Source organism: Bradyrhizobium sp. BR 1432 (genome assembly GCF_051547705.1).
GTDB lineage: Bacteria > Pseudomonadota > Alphaproteobacteria > Rhizobiales > Xanthobacteraceae > Bradyrhizobium > Bradyrhizobium zhanjiangense.
The window spans coordinates 92,626-107,017 of the sequence record NZ_JBPUGF010000004.1 but is presented as its reverse complement, the minus strand read 5'-3'; the positions used below and the strand labels follow the sequence as shown (position 1 = coordinate 107,017).

At 65.1% G+C, this 14,392-nt stretch carries 9 protein-coding genes and 2 pseudogenes; 6 read left to right on the top strand and 5 right to left on the bottom strand.

Translation table 11 applies throughout. The features are described from left to right. Positions 1-28 precede the first annotated feature (28 nt). The 4 genes and pseudogenes from bufB to ACSKB8_RS41515 all read left to right on the top strand — a co-directional run bounded on the left by bufB (position 29) and on the right by ACSKB8_RS41515 (position 3,237). Positions 29-943, top strand: a complete 915-nt coding sequence (bufB, locus tag ACSKB8_RS41530; protein ID WP_438111083.1) for an MNIO family bufferin maturase — start codon at positions 29-31, stop codon at positions 941-943. Continuing rightward, positions 933-1,715: an HvfC/BufC N-terminal domain-containing protein gene (locus ACSKB8_RS41525; protein ID WP_370988062.1), complete on the top strand. Its 783-nt coding sequence runs from the start codon at positions 933-935 to the stop codon at positions 1,713-1,715. Before bufB ends, ACSKB8_RS41525 begins: the two co-directional genes overlap by 11 nt. Further along, a pseudogene (locus ACSKB8_RS41520) lies at positions 1,712-2,222 on the top strand (DoxX family protein). Before ACSKB8_RS41525 ends, ACSKB8_RS41520 begins: the two are co-directional and overlap by 4 nt. A 199-nt stretch (positions 2,223-2,421) precedes the next feature. Next, on the top strand, positions 2,422-3,237 hold the full coding sequence (locus ACSKB8_RS41515; protein ID WP_438111081.1) for a class I SAM-dependent methyltransferase: 816 nt from the start codon (positions 2,422-2,424) through the stop codon (positions 3,235-3,237). A gap of 48 nt (positions 3,238-3,285) precedes the next feature. Here the strand turns inward: ACSKB8_RS41515 and ACSKB8_RS41510 are convergent, their stop codons facing one another. Then, the gene (locus ACSKB8_RS41510) at positions 3,286-4,842 is read right to left on the bottom strand and encodes a L,D-transpeptidase (protein ID WP_438111079.1); all 1,557 of its coding nucleotides are present in this window, start codon (positions 4,840-4,842) and stop codon (positions 3,286-3,288) included. Positions 4,843-5,108: 266 nt separating this feature from the next. Continuing rightward, positions 5,109-6,545 carry an oligosaccharide flippase family protein gene (locus tag ACSKB8_RS41505; protein ID WP_438111078.1) on the bottom strand — a complete coding sequence of 479 codons (1,437 nt, stop codon included), beginning with the start codon at positions 6,543-6,545 and terminating at the stop codon, positions 5,109-5,111. Positions 6,546-6,808: 263 nt separating this feature from the next. Here ACSKB8_RS41505 and ACSKB8_RS41500 point away from each other — a divergent pair. Both ACSKB8_RS41500 and ACSKB8_RS41495 read left to right on the top strand, forming a co-directional pair. Next, positions 6,809-7,898, top strand: a pseudogene (locus ACSKB8_RS41500) (glycosyltransferase). Continuing rightward, on the top strand, positions 7,895-8,959 hold the full coding sequence (locus tag ACSKB8_RS41495; protein ID WP_438111076.1) for an endo-1,4-beta-xylanase: 1,065 nt from the start codon (positions 7,895-7,897) through the stop codon (positions 8,957-8,959). The pseudogene ACSKB8_RS41500 and the gene ACSKB8_RS41495 overlap by 4 nt, the downstream one beginning before the upstream one ends. A gap of 12 nt (positions 8,960-8,971) precedes the next feature. Here ACSKB8_RS41495 and ACSKB8_RS41490 read toward each other — a convergent pair whose 3' ends face one another. The 3 genes from ACSKB8_RS41490 to ACSKB8_RS41480 all read right to left on the bottom strand — a co-directional run bounded on the left by ACSKB8_RS41490 (position 8,972) and on the right by ACSKB8_RS41480 (position 14,277). Beyond that, positions 8,972-9,922, bottom strand: coding sequence for a DUF6492 family protein (locus tag ACSKB8_RS41490; RefSeq protein WP_438111074.1), 951 nt, complete (start codon positions 9,920-9,922; stop codon positions 8,972-8,974). Positions 9,923-10,016: 94 nt separating this feature from the next. After that, on the bottom strand, positions 10,017-10,811 hold the full coding sequence (locus ACSKB8_RS41485; RefSeq protein WP_438111072.1) for a protein-L-isoaspartate O-methyltransferase family protein: 795 nt from the start codon (positions 10,809-10,811) through the stop codon (positions 10,017-10,019). A gap of 1 nt (position 10,812) precedes the next feature. Then, positions 10,813-14,277: an ATP-binding protein gene (locus ACSKB8_RS41480; protein WP_438111071.1), complete on the bottom strand. Its 3,465-nt coding sequence runs from the start codon at positions 14,275-14,277 to the stop codon at positions 10,813-10,815. Positions 14,278-14,392: the final 115 nt, after the last annotated feature.

Here is a 14,392-nt window from a genome sequence, read left to right as displayed (position 1 = left end):
ACGACAACATGGAAAAGCGGAGGAGACCATGACGACGGCAATCGTGCCCGACGTGTCTGCGGTGCCACTCCGCTACTCCACTCCCATCGGCCGCGTTGCCGGGACGAGCTTCAAGCCCGAGCACCTCCAGGCCATCCTGAGCGCGGACCGGCAACGCGGATTCTTCGAGGTGCACGCCGAAAACTACATGGGCGCGGGCGGCCCTCCCCATCGCGCGCTGGAGGCGATCCGCCGCGACCATCCGCTGTCGCTGCACGGCGTGTGCATGTCGATCGGTGCACCCCAGCCGCTCGACAAGGCGCATCTGGCCCGCTTTCGAGGCTTGGTCGCTCGCTACCAGCCGGCGCTGGTCTCCGAGCATCTTGCCTGGTCGACGCATGACACCAGCTTCTTCAACGATCTTCTGCCACTGCCTTACACCGAAGCGACGCTGGCTTGCGTCTGCGACCACATCGACCAGGTGCAGGACGCGATCCGCCGTCCGCTGCTATTGGAAAACCCGTCGACCTATGTCGCCTTTCGCGAATTGTCGATGAGCGAGACCGATTTCATCCGCGCCATTGCCGAACGCACCGGCTGCGGGCTGCTGCTCGACATCAACAACGTCTTCGTATCCGCGACCAATCACGGATTTTCCGCCCTTGAGTATCTCGCGGAGTTTCCGCTGTCGCGCGTCGGAGAGATCCACCTTGCCGGCCATGCTGAGCAGGCGGACGACGAAGGCGACCTGCTGCTGATCGACAGCCATGACGGCCCGGTCGCGGATGCCGTGTGGAAGCTCTACGAGATCGTCATCCGGCGCCGCGGCGGCGTGCCGACGCTGATCGAATGGGATAGCATGATTCCGGACTGGCCGGTCCTGCAGGCGGAAGCCACCGCAGCACAAGCGATTCTGGATCGTTACGGCCCGGCCGTGCTGGTGGGAGACCGTCATGCCGCCTGAGCAGGATCTATCCTTTGCCGCCGCCTTTGCGCGGGGCCTGCTGGACCCCGCGCGGTCGGCGCCTGCGATCGTGGCGGGTCCCAACGGCAAGGCCGCCGGCAAGCGCTACGCCGTCTACCGCAACAATGTCACGGTGAGTCTGATCAACGCGCTCGCTGCAATTTATCCGGCGGTGCAGCGCATCACCGGTCCTGATTTCTTCCGTGCCATGGCGCGCTTCCACATCCGCAGCAGCCCACCAACTTCCCCGCTGCTGTTCGAATATGGCCGCGAGTTTGCCGACTTCATCGCACGATATGAGTACGCGCAGACAATGCCCTGGCTTGCCGATGTCGCCCGCATCGAGCGGGCTTGGCTCGATGCCTACCATGCGCAGGACGCCGCGCCGCTGTCACCCGCCGGGCTCGCAGCCGTCGCCCCGGAGCGACTTGCCGATCTCGTCTTCATCCCGCATCCGGCGCTGCGGATCGTACGCTCATCATTCTCGGCGGTGACGGTCTTTGCCGCCAACCGCGACGACGCACCGCTTGAGCGCATCGACGCATCTACGCCGGAAGACGCACTGATCACCCGGCCCGAACTCGACGTCATGGTGCGGCGCCTTCCGCCCGGCGGCGCAGTGTTTGCCGAACGTCTGGCGTCGGGCGAGCCACTCGGCGGGGCCGCTGCGTCGGCGCTGGATGCATGCCCCGATTTCGATCTCGCTTCCAACATCACCGGCCTGATCGAGGCTGGCGCGTTCACTTCGCTTGCTCTCGGAGACGCACGATGATCACCGACCAACACATGCCCGCAGGAAGCGGCCTGCCATCACTCGGGCTGCTGTTCGACAAGGCCAACGATCTGATACGGACGATCGCCGCGCCCTCGCTCGTTCAGCTCGTGCTGCGCGCGGCGCTCGCCGTTCCATTCTGGCGCTCGGGCATTCTCAAGTGGGACGGCTTTCTCGAGACTCAACGACACCGCGGTGACGCTGTTCAGCGACGAGTTCATGCTGCATCTGCCCGGCGGGCCCTATCACTTTCCTGCGCCGACGGTGCTGGCCTTTCTGTCGGGATGTGGCGAGATCATGTTTCCGATCCTGCTGGTGCTGGGTCTCGGCACACGGTTCGCCGCGCTCGGATTATTGTTCATGACCGTCATCGTCGAGCTCACAGTGCCCGACGGCTGGCCGGTTCACCTCACCTGGGCGGCCATGACACTCGCCCTGATGGCTTACGGACCCGGGCACATCTCGCTCGACCATCTCATCTGTCGCGCGCGATCGCACGCGCGATAGGACGCTGCCGGCCGCAGATCCCGCTCAAACCGCTGTCGACTGCGCGCGTCTGCGCGGTGACGTAGACGCTCTCGTCCGACGGGAAGAACAGCACGGCATAGGACGACGCAGGAGCCGGTGGTTCACATCTTTGCTGGCGCGGTGACGTGGCGATCCGTGCTAGCTTGGATCTCGTGTCCAAAGCTTCAGCGAGGCAAGCATGTCCGACACTGACAAGGTTTTCGCCGGCTCGGTCCCAAAACTCTACGACGAATATCTCGTCCCGATGATCTTCGCCGAATATGCCGACGACATCGCAAGTCGCGTCGCCGCACTTTCGCCCTCGGTCCTTCTCGAGACCGCCGCAGGCACCGGCGCCGTCACGCGCGCGGTGACGGCAGCGCTGCCGCCCGGCATCCGCTACGTTGCAACCGATCTCAACGAGCCGATGCTGGCGATCGCAGCGCAGCGCCAGGGTGAGGATCCCCGCGTTTCATGGCGGCAGGCGGATGCAACCGCTCTTCCCTTCGGCGACGCCGAGTTCGACGTGGTCTGCTGCCAGTTCGGCGCCATGTTTTTTCCGGACCGCGTCAAGGGCTATTCAGAAGCAAGGCGCGTTTTGAAGCCAAGCGGCACGTTCCTCTTCAATGTCTGGGACCGCATCGAGGAGAACGTGTTCGCCCACGATGCAACGATGGCCCTCGGCAAGTTGTTTCCCGATGATCCACCTCGTTTCATGGCGCGGACACCGCACGGCTATTTCGACCAGACGATCATCCGAGCGGATCTCGAACGCGCAGGTTTTGGCAACGTCTCGATCGAAACGCGGGCCGCCATCAGCCGCGCGCCAACGGCGGGCCACGTGGCGATCGCATACTGTCAGGGAACGCCGCTACGTGGCGAGATCGAAGCCCGGGATGCGAGCAAGCTTCAGGCTGCGACCGACGCCGTTGCCGAGGCGATCCGAATCCGCCACGGGTCAGGGCCGGTCGAAGCCAAGATCCAAGCGCTAGTGATCACGGCGCGCCGTATCTGATGATTTCGGCGTCCATCACGTACGGCCCCGGCGCGGTGGCGCGCCCGCTTACCACCAATTCCGCTGCATCGGCTGCGTCGATTGATAGTACTGGTACTGGCCACGCTGCCGACGCGGATTGACCGGTTGCACATACGGGTCGCGCTGCTGGAAGAAGAAGAAGCCGTTGCCGCCATTGTCCCAGCCGTCATCGCTCGCGATCATGGCAGGCGCGGTCGGCTTGCGCGTGATGAAGCCGCCCTGCGGCTGGTTGCTCAGCACCGCGACGAATTCGGTGCGGTAATTGGTCTCGCTGCTCAACGGTTCGTCCGAGATGATGATTGACGAGCGCGGCAACGCGGTCGGCGCGATGCGGTCGAGCACCTCCTGCGGGATGGTGATCCGGTCGAGCGCGTTCCTCGCCCCGTCGCCGTTTTCAATCGTGACCACGCTCCAGCGCAGACCCGTATCGGTCTTCGCCATCGCCGTGAAGATGTGCGTGCCGAGCGGCAGGTCGGGATTGCGGATCGTGACGGGGACCTCGATGCTGGTGTCGAACACCTCGCCGCCGCCGTCGGGCGCCGGCTTATGGGTGTTTCGCCGCACATACAGCTTCTGCGTCGCGCGGCTGATGTAGACCGAGACCGGCTCGAGCGCGAGCTTTGCGTCGGTCGCCGCCTTCACCGCGTCGGCCTTCTTGGTCGCCGCCGCCTTGGCGGCCTCCTTGGTGGCGGCAGCGGCGTCGCGCTTCGGCTGCGCGGCCTCCTTGGCGGCTTCGAGCTGCGTCGCTGCATCCGCAGCCTTGGTGGCGGCCTTCTGCTTCAGCTCCTCGGCCTTGGCGCGGGCCTGATCGGTCTTTGCGTTCGTGAGCGACTTGTCGGCGAAGGCGAGCTCGGCGTCAGCGCGGGCCTTCTGCTGGTCCAGCTTGCGCAGCGCCGCCGGGAGCGAGGCGGCTTCTTTCGCCGCTGCCGATGCGGCCTTCTTGGCCTCGTCGGCGGCCCTCGTGGCCTCGTCGGCCTCGACGGAGAGCTTGTCGGCACGGCTCGGCGCCGCCGCCATGGCCTCCCGCTTCGGCATGAACAGCGAGGGGTGAGAGAACTCGGTCGGGACCGCATCATCCGGCGAGATGATCACCCGCATCCCGATATAGGTCTTTTCGAACAAATTCTCGGCAAAGCCGAACGGCATCCGCACGCAGCCATGCGAGGCGGCGTAGCCGGGCAGCGGCCCGCCATGCAGCGCGATGCCATTCCAGGTGATGCGCTGCATGTTCGGCATCCAGGCATCGTCATACATGGTCGAATGATGGTCCTTGTCCTTCTCGATGACGGCGAAGACGCCGGCCGGCGTCTCGCGTCCCGTGGTGCCGGTCGACACCGGCGCGCGCAGGATCCAGCCGTCGGCGTCGTAGAAGGTGACCTGCTGGCTCTTGATCGACACGATCGCCATGATCGGCTCGCCGGCCACGCGCGGCGCCACAGCCTCGGCCGCCTGGCGGGGCTGCTTGGCCGCGGTCGCCGGGGCCACCGCTGCAAACATGGCCACTGCCGCAAGCGCAATGATCCCGGCAGGCCCCCGACGCCGCATCGCCCTGGTGGATTGCGCCGTCGTCGATCGGTTTTTCATGCCATCCTCGGTCGAACTGCCAGTCTGCCGGTGTCGCTCAAATGTCAAATTGCGATCTTTGACTTAAGAATTCGCAGCCGCCTTACGTTCCCTCTGTGGCGAGATTCGGCACGTTCCGGCGACAATCTCTCATATATGACGGTTCGCACAGGTGGAAGGCGGCCTCCGGCCGAAGCTGGCCCGAAGCTGGCCTCGATCGCTGCGGCAGAATGTCCGGATCGGCCGCCCGGGGCCGGCGTCTGGCGGCGACCACGCCCACTGCGCAACTAGACGCCCAGCGCCTTCCGGTTGAACGTGCGCAGGAGGCGCAGTGACAACGTTCGCACGTTCGCAACGTTCATCAGCCACGCCGCGGCAGCGTAAGCGAGGCCACCGGCGAGGCTCACGACGATGAGCGACCCGAGACCGGTGCCGCCCGTTTGCGATCGCGCGATCAGGATCGCGACCGCCATCGCCGCAGCGGAAGCGGCAACAGCGGCGAGGCGGTTGAGGTCGAACGGGACCGGGTGGGCGCGATGCATCAGGACGACGGCAACGAGGAAACCGATCGCCTCGGTCGCGAAGGTTGCCAGCGCCGCACCGTAGAGCCCGTAGCCAGCGACCAGCGCGAACATCAAGACGACGCTGACGACCAGCGTGAGAAAGGACTGTGCCGCCAGCATGAAGGGCCGTTCGGCGAGCTGGAAGCTGATCTGGACATAGAACTGATTGGCAATGCCGAACAAGCGCGCGAGCACCAGGGTCGGCAGCAGCGCCGACACGCCGGCGCGGAAGTCGACGCCGACCAGCGTGCCGGCGACCTGGTCTGCCGCCAGCGCGAGCCAGACCGCGACCGGCGCGACGACGACGAGCAGCAGCTCGAGGCTCTCGGTCAGCCGCTCCCGCGTCACCGCATCGTTCTTTTCGGACAACGACCGGAACACCAGCGGCACGGTGGCCGCCGCGACGCTGGAAGCGATCATGACCATGAACTGGCGCGGCAGATCGGCGGCGACGCCAAAAATGCCGGCGGCGTCCGTGCCTAGCAAATAAGCGACGATGAGACGGTCGCAGGCTGAGTAGACCGCAACGGAAAGCCCGGCCAGCGTCAATGGAAGGCCGTAGCGCGCGAGCTGCATGAACTGACTGCGCTGGAAGCGCGCGATCTTGGTGCGGTCACCGACCAGATTCAGGATGATGCCGGTGAGCGAGCCCAGGCCGAATGCCGCAAGCAGCCCCAATCCACCCCAGCCGAGCCAGATGCCGGCGAGGCCAAAGCCGACGCTCGACACGCTGCGCACGATCGAGATCGCCGCGAACCGGTAGGGCCGCAGCTTGGCGCGCTCGAATTCCTGGCCGACATCGACCGCATTGGCCATGATCGCGACGAACATGCTGGCGAGCAGCAACTCGACGCTGACGTCGCTGCGGAACAGGAAGACCAGTGGAGTGGTGGCGCAGAGAACCGCGGCGGTCAGCGCAAAGGCGACCATGGCCGTGCCGCGAAAATCCACCTCCGCAGACATCGCCTGATAGCGCGACACCGACAGCTTGATCCAGGCGAAAAAGACCGCGCCCAAGATTCCGGCAAGGCTGATGCCGACGACATAGACGCCGTACTCCGCCGGCGTCAGCAGCCGCGTGTAAGCCGTGACCGCGAAGAACCCCACCGCCGCCGGCAGGATGTAGGCGACGAGATAGATCGAGAAATGGCGATTCAGCATGCGAGCACGGGACCGTTGGCGGCCATTGAGATTAACGGGTCGTTAAGACTGATGGACTTTGCTGGAGCAATCGAACTCCGCCGCTGGGCATCGGCAAGATACCCGCATAAGCCTGCAAATCGGACCGCGAATGAAACGTTCGCGCGGTTATCGCGCGTTAGCGTTAAATTTGCCCTGTTCTTGAACGGGCCGGCGGGATCACAGAAAAGAAGCAATGATATCGAAACGTCGCCCGACTCCTCCGATGCGCTGATGTGACTGACATGGACGTTGCCGAACGAACACGGGCGAAGCCGACCTCTCGGCCGCATCGCGGCGATCACGCGCCGCTGGTTCCGGCAGCCCCAGGCATGACTGGCGGCGACAGGATGGTCCTCAACCTCTTCTTCGAGGAACGGGACGATCGCTGGTTTCCCGGTGACCGCCACCTCCGGCCGCTGCTGCGGCGCTTGCTGCTGGGCAAGTCCTACGTCAGCGGCCAGCGGCGCGTGCTGCTCAATCTGTGCGCGGGCCTCGATCGGCTCGGCATCCGCTATCGCGTCAACGACTATCGCTACATCCAGAAGCACCCGGAGGAACTGGCCTGCATCATCGGGCGGCCGTTCGTGCTCGACTGGTTCAAGTGGAAGAACCCGCTTCTGCTCGGCGTCGCCATGTACGACCACCCGATCGATGCGCCGGAGAGTTCTGAAGGACCTCGACGTAAAGCGCGTGCTGGTGCCATGCGCCTGGTACGCTGACATGTTCCGTCCGCACTGGCCCCATGTCGGCGCCTGGCCCGTCGGCATCGAGACCGAGTTGTGGACACCAGCGCCAACCGAGCAGAAGAACGTCGACGTGCTGCTCTATGACAAGGTCCGCTGGGATTACGAGCGGTACGAGGCGGAGCTGATCGAGCCGGTCCGCAGGTATCTCGAAGCGAGCGGCCGCTCCGTCGAGGTGATCCGCTACGGCCACTACAAGGAAGACGACTACAAAGCGGCGCTAGCGCGTTGCCGCAGCATGGTCTTCCTCTGCGAGCACGAGAGCCAGGGCATCGCCTGCCAGCAGGCGCTGTCCAGCGGTGTCCCTGTCTTTGCCTGGGATCGCGGCGGGCCGTGGCAGGATCCAAAATATTTCCCGAACAAAGTGAGGTTCGAGGGCGGCGTATCCTCGGTGCCTTATTTCGATGCGCGCTGTGGCATGACCTTCACCGATGCGGACGGCTTCAGATCCGGCTGGAACGGCTTCTGGTCGCAGGCTAGCGCCGGCGACTTCGCGCCGCGCGACTATGTGCTGGACAATCTGACGCTCGAGAAGGGCGCGCTCCACTATTACGAGATCGCCGAAGCGGCGATGCAGAACCACACGTGACGAGGCTCGACAGACGCGAATTCCTGCTCGGTAGCGCCGCGACACTCGCGACGGGTGCATCCGCGTCGGCCGCGCCGTCGAAACGTGCCCAGCGCCGCCCGGGCTATGGCGCTGCGGCCACGCTATGGGACCTGCAAGCCGATCCGCGGCTTGGGGACGCCATCAGCACCTATTGCACGCAGGTGGTGCCGGTGCTCGAGCTGAAATGGCCGATGCTGCGGCCGGATGCGCACACCTTCGCCTTCGAGCGCGCCGACGCGATCCTGGATTTCGCGCGAGACAACGATCTGACGATGCGCGGCCACGCGCTCGCCTGGTATCACGACATTCCGGACTGGACCAAGCAGATCAAGGACGGCAAGGGCGTCGAGCGCGCCTTCGTCGACCACATCAGCACCGTCGTTTCCTATTACAAGGACAAGCTGACGTCTTGGGACGTCGTCAACGAGCCGATCCCGGACAATCCGAAGAAGATCACCGACCGGCGCGATACGTTCTGGACACAGCATCTCGGCGAGCGCTGGATTCCGCTGGCCTTCCGCACCGCCGCCGCAGCCGACCCCTTCGTCAAGCTCGCGATCAACGAATACGACATCGAGTTGGCCAAGGACTCCTTCATCGCCAAGCGCGCGGCGTACCGCAACCTGATCATGGACCTGCTCGACCAGGGCATTCCGCTCCACGCCGTGGGCTTGCAATCGCATCTGCATGCCGAGCTCGAGATCGACAGCCACGGGCTTGCCGAATTCGTCACCGAGCTGCGCTCCTGGGGGCTCGAGGTGCTCGTCACCGAGCTCGACGTCGACGATCAGAAGCTGACGGGGAGCCCGGCGGAGCGCGATGCCATCGTCGCCAAGCGCGTCGACGATCTGCTGACGGCCATTTCAACCAGCGGACCGGTGCGCTCGATCCTGACCTGGGGCATCTCGGATCGCTACAGCTGGATCAACGGCACCTTCGCCCGCAAGGACAAGCAGCCGAACCGTCCTCTGCCGCTCGACGGCGAGTTCAAGCCGAAGCCGTTCATGGACGTGATCAGCAAGTTCACGAAGGATGCTTGAGCGCGTCGGCGTCTAACGCGTCTTCGGCACCTCGAATGCGGCCACCTCTCCCATATGGTCGGGAGACAGGCTCGGCGCGCGCCGGTCGCGCGAATTCAACCGGAACACATCGCGGATGTCGTCGATCGAGGTCGATGAATAGGACTGGATGCAGAGCGCGACCTGCTCGGGCGAGGCGGCGCGCATCATCGCTTCAATGGCCGGACGGTCGAGGCGCGTGTCGTCCCAGTGCGAGACCGCGATGCTGTCTTCCGTGACCTGATGCGCAGCCAGATGCGCCGGCGAGTTCGCGACGAAATGGCCATAGAGCAGGTACTCGGAAAATTTCTTCTTCCGGCACAGCGCCAGGGCCCAGTTCAGCCCCGTCGCCGCCTTGATAGCACCGGTCATCGCGCGCGCGGTGTCCCTGTCCCACACCAGCGCGTTGCCGACATAGTCGTCCGCGGGGAAGCACCGGTCCTTCACGCCGAGGAGCTGATCCCCGGTGCGCAGCCACAGGGCGTGCAGCGGCGCATCGGCAGCGATGGCCTTCGGCGTGACGAAGAGCGGCGTCTTCTCACGGCCGGCGTATTGGCCGACGTCGAATTCGCGAAAGAACAGATTGTCCGAGTCCAGGATGCAGACGCGCTGCTCCGGCGCGTTGAGGACGCCGGCGATCTTCAGGATCTGCTGGATGTGCCAGCCGTGCACCGGCGACGACAGCAGCGAGAGCCAGACGCGCCGGCTGCTGATGAACTGGAGGGCCGGCGGCAGCGCGAAGAGCCATTTCGGCAGGTAACGCGAGGCCGGGACGATGACGCGCTTGTCGGAACCGAACGGCTCGAACAGCGGCACGTCCTCATCGTTAACGAGAACATAATGCCGCGTGTATCCCGAGAGCCAGGTGTCGATGCTCTCGCTGAGCAGCGAAAAGCGCTCGATATCCTTGGCGTAGCTGGCGGTCAGCAGGGCAACGGAATGCATGGGCGCGCTCGAATGGCAGTCAAGCCGCAGTCATAGCCGCGTCAGGACGCGTTGGATACTTCCATTCGCAATCAAGGTAAAATGAAACGAAGTATTAGCCATCCGCCGGCAGCCCCTGTTCGAGCCTGCGAAAGCGCAGCGGCGCCAGTGCGGAAGCGCGCTGCCACCAATCGGCGACGCGGTCGTCGAGCGCGGACACGCCGCGGCCCTGACCGGGAAAGATCCGGATCTGCTGAACCGCCTCGGCTTCAAAACCCCTGCCCTTGCGCGTGATCTTGAGGGCGGCACCTTCGCGGTCCCGCTGCGTCAGCGGCACCAGGAGGCGGCCGCGCGGACGGAGCTGCTCGAGCCAGAGCGGGTGCGGGTGCGTGAAACCAGCGTGGACGATGATGACGTCGGCGGGTTCGCTGATCTTCTCACATCCATCGCCATGGACCACCTCGACATTGCGATAAGCGCGGAGGTGACCCGTAGCGCGCTTCGCAAGCCGCTCGTCGCATTCGATTGCAAGCACCCTGCCCTTTGGGCCGACGATCTTCGACAGCACCGCAGAAAAATAGCCGAGCCCACAGCCGATCTGGACCACGTGGTCCTTCTCCCCGACCTCGAGCACGTCGATGAAGTGCGCCCACAGGCTCGGCAGCCCGGTATCAAGCCTGCGGCGCGCGTCGATTGCGACCAGCACATTGTCGTAGAGATGTACGGGATCGGCGTCCGGCGTCAGCCGATAGCTGCGCGCCGTCGCGCTCTTGATGCGCCAGGGTCCCCTTGGCAGAAAACCCTCGCGCGGGACGGTGGCGAGCGCTTCGAGCAGGCGCTTTGAGGAAATCCGCTCGCGCTTTGCGATTGTCTCGGCGTAACGCGCACGCGTTGCGGCAAGATCGCTCATGTCAAGGGTCGACCTGCTCGCGGACGAGCGCGTCCGCACCGAGCTCGTTGATCAGCTGCATCGCCTGCTTCAGGTCCGGCGTGTAGAAACCTTCGCTGAACTTGCCGACGATAGGCACGAGCAGGAGCCTTGCGTGCTCGCGCCTGCCGGCCTGATGCGACAGCCGCGCGAGGCTTACCGCGGTACGAAGCTCCCAGGACAATGCACCCTGCTTGCGCGCGGTCTCTAGCGACAGGGCGAACATATCCTCGGCCTCCCGCACTGATGCCGGGTCGCCGTCCGACAGCGTGATCTCGCCTTGCAGGCGATAGACCTCGGCGAGGTAGGAGTGATCGCCGGTCCGTCTTGCGGTCGCGAGCGCGCCGTCCAGTGCCCGCAAGGCGGCATCGCGCATCCCGACCTTGGCATAGGCCTCCGCGAGCAGGCAGCGGAACCAGCAGCCGGCGAGCCAGGAATCCATCGCCTCATACTCGTCGAGGCCAAAGCGCATCTGGCTGAGGCCTTCGTCGGCTTCGCCGAGCTGAGCCAGCGCCCAGCCGCGCAGGATCGCCGCCTGCTGCTTCCAGTGCAGGAAATTGTGCTCGGTGGCGATGATCATGGCGCGGTTGGCGTGATCACGTGTGCCCTCGACGTCGCGCAGATGCTGGCAGAGATAGGCGCCGAACATGAGCGCGAAAGCGAGCGTGAAGGGATGGCGGATCTTCTCGGCGTTCGCGATCGCCTGCTCGCTGTGCTGGCGCGCCGCGTCGGGATGGCCGAGGAACCAGAGGAGATAACCGAGATAGGAGAGCGAGACGACGCCGGGATCGATGCCGTGGCGCTCCATCAGATCGGAGTGCAGATCGGGGCTGTAGAGGTTGATGCAGCGGTGCAGGTGATGCTGGGCGGCAGCAAAGCGGCCGCGATAGAGCATGGTCATCGCGATCGCGCGGTGCGCCTCGATCAGATAACCGGTTTGCTGCGACGGCTGCGCCCGCTGGTTCAGCCGCTCGCGCTTGGCGAATCTCAACAATTCGACGCTGAGATCGTGCGCACGCGTGAGATCGGCGCGGATGAAATGGCACACCCAGAGCCCCCGCGTGGCGGCGAAGGTCTTTTCGTCGTCGTCGAGCTGCTGGCCGAGCTCGAGCGCGCGGATGTAGTTCTCCTCGACCTCCTGCACGGCATAGCCTTTGGCGGCGATCAGCGCGTTGCCAAGTGCGATCCGCAGCTCGAGCTCCATCTCGTCGGCGCCCTGCATGCGCGCATTGGCCTGCACGACGCTGAGGCCGCGCCGCAAATGACCGATCGCTTCCAGATTGGCGCCGCTCTTGGCCGCCTGCTTGCCGGCCTTGAGCCAGAAGCTCGCGGCGCCCTCGCTCTGCCCGGATTCGGTCAGGTGATGAGCGAGCAGCTCCGGTTCGCGCTCTGTCTTCTCCGGATACATCTCGGCGAGCACCTGGGCGATCCGGGAGTGCAGCTTGCGGCGCTCGCTGTGCAGCAGGCTCGCATGCGCGGCATTCTGGATCATCACGTGCTTGAAGGAGTAGAGCGCGTCCGGCGGATGGCCGCGGCGCATGATCAGGCCCGCCTGCTCCAGATGATTGAGCGCGGCTTCGATCTGCTCGGCGGGCGTGTTGGCGACTGCGTGCAGCGTCTCGTAGGAAAACTCGCGGCCGATCGTGGCGCCGATCTGGGCGATCCGCTTGAACGGACCCATCCGGTCCAGCCGCGCCATCAGCGAGTCCGTCAGGGTCGCCGGGATCGCGAGCTGCCGCCACGGGCCCGACAGCACGTAGCGCCCGTGCCGCTCAGTCAGGAGGTTGGATTCCAGAACCGTCTTGGTCAGCTCTTCCAGGAACAGCGGCACGCCGTCGGTCTTGACGATGATCTCCTCGACGACTTCCTTAGGCAACTCTCGTCCGGCGACGCGCTCGACCAGCGTCGTGCGCAGCTGCCGGCTCAGACGGTTCAACACCAGGGTCGTGACATGCGAATGCGCGTTCCAGCTCGGCTGGAATTCGGATCGCGCGGTGATGATGACCAGCATCGGCCGGTTCTGCACCCGGTCGACCAGGAGGTCGATCACCTCGCGCGAGGTCGGGTCGATCCAATGCAGATCCTCGAACACAATCACCAACGGCATCTCGCGCGCAAGGCCCAGGAAGTGATTGACCAGCGCCGCGACGGTCGCATCCTTCTGCTGCTGCGGCGAAAGGTCGAGCCGCGGATAGCGGTCGCCGGTCGGTATCGACAGCAGCGCGGCAAACAGCGGCGCGACCTGATCGACGTCGCCATGCGCGGCGGCGATTGCGGTTTCCAGACTCGCCAGCGACTGCGCGGACGCATCCTCGCGGTCGAGACCGAGGGAGAATTTGAGCTGCTCGACGAACGGATGGAATGCCGTGGAGGTGTAGTAAGGCGAGCACTGGAGCGAGACTTGTCCGTGGTGATCGCCGGATATCCGTTCGAAGATTTCCTGAATGATGCGCGACTTGCCGATGCCGGGCTCGCCGAACTTGACGACGACCTGGCCGTCGCCGTCCTTGACCTGCTGCCAGCGCCCCATCAGCAGCGCGATCTCCTCCTCGCGGTTGACGAGCGGCGTCAGCCGCGTGCCCATGGCGGCGGCGAAGCGGGTCTCCACCCGCGAGGCGCGCATCACGTGCCAGGCTTGCGTCTTTTCGGAGATGCCCTTCAAGTCATGGACGCCGAGATTGCGGTAGTCGAACTTCCCCTTCAGCAGCGCTTGTGTCGAGGCGGAGATCACGACGCCGTTGGGCGGCGCCAGGCCTTGCAGGCGCGCGGCGAGATTGACGGTTTCTCCGACCGCGGAATCGCGCTCTTCGGTGCCCTGTCCGACGAGATCGCCGACCACGACGAGACCGGTCGCGATCCCGATGCGGACGGCGGGCGAGTGGCTCAGCGCGCCACGTGGCTCGGTCGCGCGCGCGCTCGACAGCACTCGCACGATCTCGAGCCCGGCGCGCACCGCGCGCTCGGCGTCGTCCTCATGAGCGGTCGGATAACCGAAATAGACCAGGATACCGTCGCCGACGAAACGGGCGGCAAAGCCCTCGTAATGCTTGACCACGCGGACGCAGGTTTCGCGGAAGCCCGCGATCATGTCGCGCACGTCTTCCGGATCGAACTGAACCGAGAGCGAGGTGGAATCCACCATGTCGCAGAACATGGTGGTGAGCTGACGCCGTTCCGCGCCGACCTCCGCCCGCGCTTGCGGAGGCGCCACTGCCGCCGACGGCTCCGCCGTTTCAGCCTGGAATAGCGCCGACATGGCTCGCTGAAGCCGCTTGCGATCACCGAGCGGCAATCCGAGCTCGACTAGATCCGACTCGGTCAGGTCCGCCACGACGTCGAGATCGAGACGGTGTTGCGCGAACAGATCAGCGTAGTGGCCGAGACCGATGCCCTCGAGCCAGCGCTTCAGCCCGCCCTCCGTTCTCGTACCCGGCTCGTTCTCCAGCATGGTGATTTCTGCCCGACCATCACTCCGTCCTAGGGCTTTGGACCCCTCAACCACAGATTTTGGGGCCCGAACTTCACCTCAGACTGGACGCGTTCCCTAACTCCTGGGAAGAATA

What these genes read in the sequence shown, in the direction of transcription:
- ACSKB8_RS41480 (WP_438111071.1), bottom strand. Translation starts at nt 14,277, where the DNA reads ATGCTGGAGAACGAGCCGGGTACGAGAACGGAGGGCGGGCTGAAGCGC.
- ACSKB8_RS41505 (WP_438111078.1), bottom strand. Translation starts at nt 6,545, where the DNA reads ATGCTGAATCGCCATTTCTCGATCTATCTCGTCGCCTACATCCTGCCG.
- ACSKB8_RS41485 (WP_438111072.1), bottom strand. Translation starts at nt 10,811, where the DNA reads ATGAGCGATCTTGCCGCAACGCGTGCGCGTTACGCCGAGACAATCGCA.
- ACSKB8_RS41510 (WP_438111079.1), bottom strand. Translation starts at nt 4,842, where the DNA reads ATGAAAAACCGATCGACGACGGCGCAATCCACCAGGGCGATGCGGCGT.
- ACSKB8_RS41525 (WP_370988062.1), top strand. Translation starts at nt 933, where the DNA reads ATGCCGCCTGAGCAGGATCTATCCTTTGCCGCCGCCTTTGCGCGGGGC.
- ACSKB8_RS41515 (WP_438111081.1), top strand. Translation starts at nt 2,422, where the DNA reads ATGTCCGACACTGACAAGGTTTTCGCCGGCTCGGTCCCAAAACTCTAC.
- ACSKB8_RS41490 (WP_438111074.1), bottom strand. Translation starts at nt 9,922, where the DNA reads ATGCATTCCGTTGCCCTGCTGACCGCCAGCTACGCCAAGGATATCGAG.
- bufB (WP_438111083.1), top strand. Translation starts at nt 29, where the DNA reads ATGACGACGGCAATCGTGCCCGACGTGTCTGCGGTGCCACTCCGCTAC.